At 71.2% G+C, this 9,924-nt stretch carries 8 protein-coding genes and 1 pseudogene; 7 read left to right on the top strand and 2 right to left on the bottom strand.

The genetic code is table 11. From position 1 onward, the window contains the following. Nucleotides 1-454 precede the first annotated feature (454 nt). Nucleotides 455-1,099 carry a histidine phosphatase family protein gene (locus tag VJR25_RS09895; protein ID WP_324114806.1) on the top strand — a complete coding sequence of 215 codons (645 nt, stop codon included), beginning with the start codon at nt 455-457 and terminating at the stop codon, nt 1,097-1,099. A gap of 140 nt (nt 1,100-1,239) precedes the next feature. On the opposite strand, the gene helR is transcribed toward VJR25_RS09895, so the two are convergent. Both helR and VJR25_RS09885 read right to left on the bottom strand, forming a co-directional pair. Then, nucleotides 1,240-3,402, bottom strand: a complete 2,163-nt coding sequence (gene helR, locus VJR25_RS09890; protein ID WP_324114805.1) for an RNA polymerase recycling motor ATPase HelR — start codon at nt 3,400-3,402, stop codon at nt 1,240-1,242. Nucleotides 3,403-3,534: 132 nt separating this feature from the next. After that, on the bottom strand, nt 3,535-3,933 hold the full coding sequence (locus VJR25_RS09885; protein WP_324114804.1) for an SRPBCC family protein: 399 nt from the start codon (nt 3,931-3,933) through the stop codon (nt 3,535-3,537). A gap of 217 nt (nt 3,934-4,150) precedes the next feature. On the opposite strand from VJR25_RS09885, the gene VJR25_RS09880 reads away from it, so the two are divergent. The 6 genes and pseudogenes from VJR25_RS09880 to VJR25_RS09855 all read left to right on the top strand — a co-directional run. Beyond that, nucleotides 4,151-4,303, top strand: a complete 153-nt coding sequence (locus tag VJR25_RS09880) for a hypothetical protein (protein ID WP_324114803.1) — start codon at nt 4,151-4,153, stop codon at nt 4,301-4,303. Continuing rightward, the gene (kdpF, locus tag VJR25_RS09875; RefSeq protein WP_324114802.1) at nt 4,300-4,389 is read left to right on the top strand and encodes a K(+)-transporting ATPase subunit F; all 90 of its coding nucleotides are present in this window, start codon (nt 4,300-4,302) and stop codon (nt 4,387-4,389) included. Before VJR25_RS09880 ends, kdpF begins: the two co-directional genes overlap by 4 nt. Then, a complete protein-coding gene (kdpA, locus tag VJR25_RS09870; protein WP_324114801.1) occupies nt 4,389-6,074 on the top strand; it encodes a potassium-transporting ATPase subunit KdpA in 1,686 nt (561 codons plus the stop codon). Before kdpF ends, kdpA begins: the two co-directional genes overlap by 1 nt. Further along, nucleotides 6,071-8,287 (top strand): potassium-transporting ATPase subunit KdpB, encoded by a 2,217-nt coding sequence (gene kdpB, locus VJR25_RS09865; protein ID WP_324114800.1) that lies wholly within the window; start codon nt 6,071-6,073, stop codon nt 8,285-8,287. Before kdpA ends, kdpB begins: the two co-directional genes overlap by 4 nt. Nucleotides 8,288-8,312: 25 nt before the next feature. Then, nucleotides 8,313-8,930: a potassium-transporting ATPase subunit KdpC gene (gene kdpC / locus VJR25_RS09860; RefSeq protein ID WP_324114799.1), complete on the top strand. Its 618-nt coding sequence runs from the start codon at nt 8,313-8,315 to the stop codon at nt 8,928-8,930. Between the two features lie 276 nt (nt 8,931-9,206). Beyond that, nucleotides 9,207-9,924: pseudogene (locus VJR25_RS09855) on the top strand (histidine kinase); the annotation flags it as partial.

Here is a 9,924-nt window from a genome sequence, read left to right as displayed (position 1 = left end):
CAAATCCATGAATTGATCCAAAGGAATCTCACCAACCAAAAAAGGTTGGACGAGGTTATTTGGCATTTGACAAGTGCACGCTGTTGAGTTCTCAAGGATCGGATGCACCTGGCACTCACTCTCTCGAGCTCGTCACCAGGACAACTTCTCTAGCTTAACCGATGCCCTCGACCGTGTCAAACCAGCTGGTCCGACGTGTCGTGGACACGGAGAAGCACCCGCCGACTCCCGAAGGACGGGGCGAAGACTCTGCTCACGCAGGTTCTTCATCGGTGGGGTTCTGTCCGCTGCTTGAGGGGAGCTGGCCTCTCGGCTCTTCGCTCTACCCTTTGGGGCGAACAAGTAAGACTCTACGTCGCTCCGGCCGCACCCGGCAAATCGGGCCGTGCGCCCCGGGCGTGTCGGCGCACGGGATCTGCCGGATGACCTGGACAAGAGCGATTAGCGTCGCCTCATGACCACGTTCTTCCTCGCCCGGCATGGCGAGACCATCTGGCACGCGGACCACAGATACGCCGGCGTCTCGGACGTCGGACTCACCCGGCACGGACTCGGGCAGGCCGCGGCGCTCGGGGCGTGGGCCGCGGATGCACGGCTCGACGCGATCGTGGCCTCTCCCCTCACCCGCGCGCGCCGGTCTGCCGCACCCGCGGTCGAAGTGACCGGACTCCCGCTGCGCATCGACGAGCGCCTCCTCGAGGTGGACTTCGGCAAGGGCGAAGGACTCACGCCGGACGAGCTCGCGGCGCAGTATCCCGAGGCGTGGTCCGCGTTCCGCCGCGCACCGGCATCCTCCCCCCTCCCCGACGGCGAGTCCGGTCGAGCGGCGATCGCACGGGCGCTGCCCGTGTTCGACGAGCTGCACGCCGAATTCCCGGACGGGCGGGTGCTGATCGTGGCGCACGCGACCCTGCTGCGGCTCGTGCTGTGCGACCTGGCCGGCATCGACCCAGACGGATACCGCGACCTGCTGCCGGTGCTCGGCAACTGCACCATCACGACGCTCGCCTACCCCTGGGAGGCGGAGTGCACCACCCCGGCGCGACCCCGCACCCGGCTGCTCGGCTTCGACGTGCCGCCATCGAGCGCCGCCCACTGACCCACGTCACCGCACCCCCCGCTCGTTGACTTGCCCTGGATGTACGCGACACGCCAGGCGCGGCGTACATCCAGGGCAAGTCAACACTCCGAAGGGTGCGGATCGTGGCCCGGGCGGACGGGTCGGGGTGATGGCGGGGGTCAGGTGAGGATGACGAGCTCGGCGGTGGTGCGGGTCATGGCGACGTAGCGGTCGACGGCGCCCTCGATGCCGGTGCCGAAGCCGGCGGGGTCGACGAGCACCACGAGATCGAACTCCAGACCCTTCGCCAGCACCGGGGTGAGCGCCTGCACGCGGTCGAGCGGGGTGAACTCGGCGACGAACACCGGATCGCCGATCACGCAGGCGACGCCCTCCGCGTGCTCCGCGAGCCAGTCGCGCAGCACCGCGTCCAGGTCGGCGAGCGCGCCGTGGCGCACCGGCATCCCGCTGCGGCGGATCGACACCGGGACGTTGGCGTCCGGCAGCACCTCGCGGATCACCGGGGCCGCGGCATCCATCACCTCCTCCGGGGTGCGGTAGTTGACCGACAGGGTGGCGGTGCGGATGCTGCGCACGCCGGCCCGAGCGAGGCGCTCCTCCCACGATTCGGTGAACCCGTGCCGGGCCTGCGCACGGTCGCCGACGACGGTGAAGCTGCGAGACGGGCAGCGGCGCAGCAGCATCGCCCACTGCGCGTCCGTCACCTCCTGCGCCTCGTCGACGATCACGTGCGCGAACGGGCCCGCGAGCGCATCCGCCTCCTCGGCCGGCAGCTCGGCGTCGTCGATGAGCGACTCGCGGGCATCCTCGCCGCGCAGCATCGTCATGAGCTTCAGCTCGGAGTCGTCGGCCTCGATCAGGTGCTCGATGACCTGCGCCATCTCCTGCTGCTGCGCGGCGAGCGCCCGCTCCCGCTCATGCCGGCGCTGCTCCACGCCGGGGTCGCCGACGCACGCGCGGGCGGCATCCAGCAGCGGAAGGTCGTCGACGGTCCAGGCGCGCGGATCGTCGCGCTGCAGAGCCGCCACCTCGGCACCCGTGAGGCGCGGCGCGCATCGCTGCAGGAATCCCGGGTTCTCCCAGAGGGATGCCACCAGCCCCACCGGGTCGAGCAGCGGCCACGCCCGGTCGAACGCCGCGGCGAGCGCACCGTTCTGGGCGAACAGGCGGTGCGCGTCCCGGCGGGAGGGGGCATCCTCCTCGCCGACGGCACGCACGAGACGGGTGAAGAGGATGTCCCGCAGCGTCTGCCACACCTGGGCGCGGGCCTCGTTGTGCGGGATGCCGGACTCGGCACTGTCGAAGGCGTCGGCCCAGTCGTCCGGCGTGAGCGCGAGGTCGGCGATCGGGGTCTCGACGAGCAGGGTCTCGTCGGGGACGGCCCGGTACAGGGATGCCGCCCGCTCCACCGCCGCCACGAGGTCGGCGCTCGCCTTGAGGCGGGAGACCTCGGGGTTCGGCTCGGCGAGCGCCGACCGCCCCTCGGGCACCATCTCGCGCAGGGTGGCGGTGAGCACGCCCTCCTCGCCGAGGCTGGGCAGCACGTCCTCGACGTACGCCAGGTAGGGCTCGTGCGGCCCCACGACGAGCACGCCGCCGCGCCCGCCGGACAGCTGCGGGTCGGCGTACAGCAGGTATGCGGCACGGTGCAGGGCGACCACGGTCTTGCCGGTGCCCGGGCCGCCTTCGACCACCAGGGCGCCGTGCGCGTCGGCGCGGATGGCGGCATCCTGATCGGCCTGGATCGTGGTGAGCACGTCGTGCATGCGGCCGGTGCGGGTGCGGCCGAGGCTCGCGAGCAGCGCGGAATCGTCGTCGAGCACGACGTCGTCGGGGATGTCGTCGGTGAAGGCCTCGTCCCAGTAGTCGGATACGCGGCCGCGGCTCCACCGGTAGCGCCGGCGGGCGATCAGCCCCTGCGGGTGCGCGTGGGTGGCGGCGAAGAACGGCTCCGCGGCCGGCGCGCGCCAGTCGACGAGCAGGCGGGTGCCGTCGGCGTCCATGAGCCCGAACCGGCCGACGTAGACGGGGTCGCCGTGCTGCGGCGTCATCCGGCCGAGGCAGGCGTCCACGCGGTACCGCTCGAGCGCGCGGATCTCGGCCGCCAGGCGGCGCACGCTCTGGTCCCGGTCGAGGGCCTTCTGCCCCTGCCCGCCGGGGGCGCGGCGCTCGGCGTCGAGACGGACGGTCAGGCGCGCGATCTGGTCGCGGACGGCCGCCGCGACGCGGGCGAAGTGCTGCTCGTCGGCGGCGATGAGGCGCGACTCGGCCTTCGCCCCGCTCTTGTCGGACAGGGCGAAGACGGACTCGGACAGCTGCATGCGGCATCCTTTCTGCGCGCCGGAGAGCATCGTGTGATTCGCGGCGCGATCAGCCATTCTGCGCGTCACGGGGCCCTTGCGGCAAGGCCCCCTCGCTGTGGGATGATGGAAGTGCGGGGCGCTTCGATCGGCTCAGCGGTCGTGGGCCTCGAGCACCGCGCGCAGGGTCTCCAGATCGGCGGCGATGGCTGCGGCATCCTGTTCGAACTGCCCGTCGGTCATGTCCCGCTGCCGCAGCGTGAAGATGACCTCGGCGCCCTCGGGATGCGCGATCACACGCACCGGGTTGTAGGTCACGGTGCCGGTGTGGTCGGTGACCCAGTGGTCGAGCACACCGAAGTCGTTCGGCTCGGCGAAGTGCATCCGCCAGTCGCCCATCGGGGTCGGGACGACGAGGTCCGCGCCGTCCCGGCGCACGGCCGCGTTCGTGAGACCGGCCGCCCAGTTCGGCAGGTTGTCGGGGTTGCCGAAGTAGGCGGCGACCTCGGCGGGAGCGCGACGGATGACGGTGCTGAGATGTCGGGAGCGCATGCTCCCATGCTTCCACCGTGGGCACGGACGTGGGCGGGACGTTGTACAGGGGGATTCGTCGCGCACGACCCGAACGCGGTGGCATCCTGCGATTCCGCCTGTACATCGTCCCGCTCGACGCCGGACGGCCGGATCGTGAGGATGCCGTAGAGCCCGCGGTCGCCGGGCGTATGGGAAGCGTCAGGATGCCGGCGCCCCGGTTCCCCGGACGGTTCTGATGGAACACGTGCTCGATGTGATCTATGTCGCCCTGACGCTGGCGCTGTTCGCGCTCGTGGGGCTCGTCGTCCAGGGTGTGGAGAGGCTGGGGCGCGATGCCCCGGGGCTCCCCGCGACGCGCCGGCGGCGCGGCGAGGGGGCGCGGGGATGACCGCCTTCACCGTGCTCGGGGCCGTGCTCGCCGTGGCCGCGGTCGTCTACCTCGTGGTCGCCCTCATCCGGCCGGAGAAGTTCTGATGACGCCCGCCGACATCTGGGCGGGCGTGCTGCAGGCCGGCAGCGTCCTCCTCATCCTCGCTCTGCTGTACGTTCCGCTGGGCGACTGGATGGCTCGGACCTTCACCGCCGTCCGGGACTGGCGCGTGGAGCGGGGCGTCTACCGGCTCATCGGCGTGGACTCCGGATCGGCCCAGACGTGGCAGGCGTACGCCCGCTCGGTGGTGGCGTTCTCGGTGGTCGGCGTGCTGTTCGTCTACGCGCTCCAGCGCGTGCAGCAGTGGCTGCCGTACTCGCTCGGTCTGCCGGACGTTCCGTCCGGCCTCGCCTTCAACACCGCGGTGTCGTTCGTGACCAACACGAACTGGCAGTCGTACACCCCCGAGACGACCCTCGGCTACACCGTCCAGTTCGCCGGCCTCGCCGTGCAGAACTTCGTGTCCGCGGCCGTCGGCATCGCGGTGGCCGTCGCGCTCGTGCGGGGCTTCGCGAGCCGGCGCTCCGGCACGATCGGCAACTTCTGGGTCGACCTCACCCGGTCGATCACGCGCATCCTGCTGCCACTGTCATTCGTCGCCGCGATCGCGCTCATCAGCGCGGGCGTCGTGCAGAACTTCAACGGCTTCGTCGACGTGCACACCGTCGCGGGTGCCGTGCAGCAGCTCCCCGGCGGGCCCGTCGCCTCGCAGGAGGCCATCAAGGAGCTCGGCACCAACGGCGGCGGATTCTTCAACGCGAACTCCGCCCATCCGTTCGAGAACCCGACGCCGTGGACGAGCGCGTTCGAGGTCCTGCTGCTGCTCGCGATCCCGTTCGCGCTGCCGCGCACGTTCGGCCGCATGGTCGGCGACAACCGGCAGGGGTACGCGATCGCCGCCGTCATGGGCGTCGTCTTCGTCGCGGCGCTGATCGCGGTCGGCGCGCTGGAGGCGGGCGCCTCGGGCGCGGCGCCGCAGGCCGCGGGCGCGGCGATGGAGGGCAAGGAGCAGCGATTCGGCATCCTCGGGTCCGCGCTGTTCGCCGCCTCCACGACGGCCACCTCGACCGGTGCGGTCAACTCGATGCACGACTCGTACACCGCGCTCGGCGGCATGATCCCGATGGTCGAGATGATGCTCGGCGAGGTCGCCCCCGGCGGAGTCGGATCGGGCTTGTACGGGATGCTGATCCTCGCCGTGATCGCGGTGTTCGTGGGCGGGCTGCTCGTCGGCCGCACGCCGGAGTATCTCGGCAAGAAGATCTCCGCCCGCGAGATCAAGCTGTCGAGTCTCTACATCCTCGTCACACCGACCCTGGTGCTCGTCGGCACTGCGGTGAGCTTCGCCATCCCGGCGGTGCGCGCCGACATGGTCAAGACGAGCATCCTGAACCCCGGCGTGCACGGTCTCAGCGAGGTGCTCTACGCCTTCACCTCGGCGGCGAACAACAACGGCTCGGCATTCGCGGGCCTGAGCGCCGACACCCCGTGGCTGAACACGGCCCTCGGCGTCGTGATGGTGCTCGGCCGGTTCGTGCCCATGATCCTCGTGCTGGGGCTCGCGGGATCCCTCGCCGGGCAGGACCGCGTCCCGTCGACGGCCGGCACGCTGCCCACCCATCGGCCCCAGTTCGTCGGGCTGCTGACCGTGGTGGCGGTCGTCATCACCGCCCTCACCTATTTCCCGGTGCTCGCACTCGGACCCCTCGCGGAAGGACTCGTGAAATGACCGGCGTCATCGCTTCGACCGGCTCGGCCACCGCAGGCGGTGCCGCGGCCGGGCCGGCGCCGCGGCCGTCCCGCGCTTTCAGCGGGGCCCAGCTGGTGCGTGCTCTGCCGGGTGCGCTGCGCAAGCTGAATCCTGCGGAGCAGTGGCGCAACCCGGTCATGTTCCTGGTGTGGGTCGGTGCCGCGTTGACCACGGCCATCGCCGTCGCCGAACCGTTCCTCGGCGGTGCGGGCACGTCCGGCGGTGCGACGGTGCCGGCCGGGTTCACGTGGGGCATCGCGGTGTGGCTGTGGCTGACCGTGCTGTTCGCGAACGTCGCGGAGTCGGTCGCGGAGGGCCGCGGCAAGGCGCAGGCCGCGACGCTGCGCAAGACCCGCACCACCACGATGGCGCGGCGGGTGACCGCAGGGCAGGATGCCGCAGCCCGGTTCGTCGGCAGCGGGCGGGACGCGTCCGGCGCCGCCCGAGGGGGCGCCGACCTCGACGAGGGAACCGAGCAGGTGGCATCCAGCGAGCTGCGGCTCGGGGACGTCGTCGTGGTGGATGCCGGGGAGCTGATCCCGGGCGACGGCGACATCATCGCGGGCATCGCGACCGTGGACGAGTCCGCGATCACCGGCGAGTCCGCACCGGTCGTGCGGGAATCCGGCGGCGACCGGTCGGCCGTGACCGGCGGCACCCGCGTACTGTCCGACCGCATCGTCGTGCGGATCACTTCGAAGCCGGGTGAGACGTTCGTCGACCGCATGATCGCGCTCGTCGAGGGCGCCGCGCGGCAGCGCACGCCCAACGAGATCGCGCTGAACATCCTGCTGGCGAGCCTCACCATCATCTTCGTGATCGTGGTGCTGACCCTGAACCCGCTCGCGTCGTATGCCGCGGAGCCGGTGTCGGTCCCGGTGCTCGTCGCCCTGCTCGTGTGCCTCATCCCGACGACGATCGGCGCCCTGCTGTCGGCCATCGGCATCGCGGGCATGGACCGCCTGGTGCAGCACAACGTGCTCGCCATGTCGGGACGCGCCGTGGAGGCGGCCGGTGACGTCACGACGCTGCTGCTGGACAAGACCGGCACGATCACCTACGGCAACCGGCGCGCCAGCGATTTCGTCGCGCTGGACGGCCCTGAGGTCGAGCTCGCCCGGATCGCGGCGCTGTCGTCACTCGCAGACCCGACGCCGGAGGGCGTGTCGGTGGTGGAGCTCGCGGCCGCCCGCGGCATCCACGTGGAGCAGCCGGCGGGTGCCGAGATCGTGCCGTTCACCGCGCAGACCCGCATGTCGGGCCTGGACCTCGCCGACGGGACGATGATCCGCAAGGGCGCCGGGTCGGCGGTGCTGGCCTGGCTCGCGGAGGAGGGCGAGGTGGCGGCATCCGTCCGGGACGCCGTGACGCACGCGGCGGATGCCATCGCGCAGTCCGGCGGGACGCCGCTGGTGGTGGCGACCAGGGACCCTTCGACAGCATCAGGGGCCGGCCGCGCGCTGGGGGTCATCCACCTGAAGGACATCGTCAAGGACGGCCTGCGCGAGCGGTTCGAGGAGCTTCGGCGCATGGGCATCCGCACCGTGATGATCACCGGCGACAACCCGCTCACCGCGGCCGCGATCGCGGCGGAGGCCGGCGTCGACGACTACCTCGCCGAGGCCACGCCGGAGGACAAGCTGGCTCTCATCCGCCGCGAACAGGAGGGCGGCAACCTCGTCGCGATGACCGGCGACGGCACCAACGACGCACCCGCCCTCGCACAGGCGGACGTCGGGGTGGCGATGAACACGGGCACCTCGGCGGCGAAGGAGGCCGGCAACATGGTCGACCTCGACAGCGACCCGACCAAGCTCATCGACATCGTGCGCATCGGCAAGCAGCTGCTGATCACCCGCGGGGCGCTCACCACGTTCTCGCTGGCGAACGACATCGCGAAGTACTTCGCGATCATCCCGGCCATGTTCATGGGGGTGTTCCCGCAGCTGGGAGCGCTGAACCTCATGGGACTGCACTCGCCGGCGTCCGCGGTGACGAGCGCGATCGTCTTCAACGCGGTCATCATCGTCTTCCTCATCCCGCTGTCACTGCGGGGCGTGAAGTACCGGGCGGCGAGCGCGTCGCAGATCCTCAGCCGCAACCTGCTCGTGTACGGGCTCGGCGGCATCATCCTGCCGTTCGTCGGCATCAAGCTCATCGACCTGCTGGTGTCGCTGATTCCGGGCTTCTGACCCGGGTGCTCTGGAGGTAATCGGAATGTCTGTGTCCAGTGGATCGGCGCGCGGCGGCTGGCGCGTCACCGGAGTGGCCCTGCGGGCGATGCTGATCGCCACCGTGACGCTCGGGATCGGGTACACGCTGGTGGTGACCGGTGTCGGGCAGCTGGCGATGAACGCGCAGGCGAACGGCTCGACGGTTCAGGATGCCGCCGGCCGCACCGTCGGCAGCATCCTGCTCGCACAGCCGTTCACGGATGCCCAGGGCGCCCCGATCCCGACGTACTTCCAGGAGCGGCCGTCGGCGGGCGCCTACAGCGGCACCGCGTCGGGCGGCTCGAACCTGGGACCGAGCAACCCCGTTCTCGTGCGCACTATCCTCGCCCGAAAGGCGGCGATCGCCGCCTTCGACGGCGTGCCGGTCAGCGCGGTGCCCGCCGACGCGGTCACGGCATCCGCGTCCGGCCTCGACCCCGCCATCTCGCCGGCCTACGCGGCGATCCAGGTGCGCCGGGTGGCGCAGGCCCGCGGGATGTCGGTGGTCGCGGTGCAGGCGCTCGTCGCGAAGTACACGACGGGGCGCGACCTCGGGTTCCTCGGCGAGCCGCGCGTGAACGTGCTGCAACTGAACCTGGCGCTCGATGCGGCGGAGCGGTGAGCGATGCCCGGGCCGGTCGGCTCGAGCGACCCCCGGTCGTTGAGCGAGCGAAGCGAGACGAAACGCAGCGGGCGGAGGTCTGTGCGTTTCGTCTCGCTCCTTCGTCGCTCGCTCAACGACCGGTGGGGGTCGCTCGCCCAACGACCGGTGGGAGTCGCTCGCCCAACGACCGGTGGGAGTCGCTCGCTCGGCGACCGGTGGGAGTCGCTCGCTCGGCGACCGGTGGAGGTCCGTTCGCTCGGCGACCCGGTGCGGGCCAGGACCTAGGGTGACGGTATGAGGCGCGGGACTCTGCGGGTGCTGCTGGGCGCGGCCCCCGGCGTCGGCAAGACGTACGAGATGCTCGAGGAGGGCCGCACCCGCCTCGCGGCCGGTCAGGACGTCGTGGTCGGGGTCGTCGAGACCCATGGCCGCGCCGCGACGGCCGCGCTCATCGACGGGTTCGAGGTGATCCCGCGGCGCAGCATCCGGCACCGGGACGTCGCCCTCGACGAGCTCGACGTCGACGCGGTCATCGCCCGCCATCCGCAGGTCGCCCTCATCGACGAGCTGGCGCACACGAACGCGCCGGGATGCCGCAACGAGAAGCGCTGGCAGGACGTGCACGAGCTGCTGGATGCCGGAATCGACGTCATCACCACGGTCAACGTGCAGCACATCGAGTCGCTCGGCGACGTGGTCGCGCAGATCACGGGGGTGGTGCAGCGCGAGACCGTTCCGGATGCCGTGGTGCGCGGTGCCGACCAGACCGAGGTGGTGGACCTCGCCCCGCAGACCCTGCGCGACCGCCTGTCGGCCGGTGACGTTTATCCCGCCGATCGGATCGATGCGGCGCTGTCCAACTACTTCCGGCTCGGCAACCTGACCGCGCTGCGCGAAATCGCCCTGCTGTGGCTCGCCGACGAGGTCGACAGCGCGCTGAACGCGTACCGCGAGGAGCACGGCATCGAGGGCACCTGGCGCGCCCGGGAGCGCGTGGTCGTGGCCCTCACCG

It is taken from the genome of Microbacterium sp. (assembly GCF_035277845.1).
In the GTDB taxonomy this organism is placed as follows: Bacteria; Actinomycetota; Actinomycetes; order Actinomycetales; family Microbacteriaceae; genus Microbacterium.
This window is presented reverse-complemented; position numbering and strand designations above follow the sequence as displayed.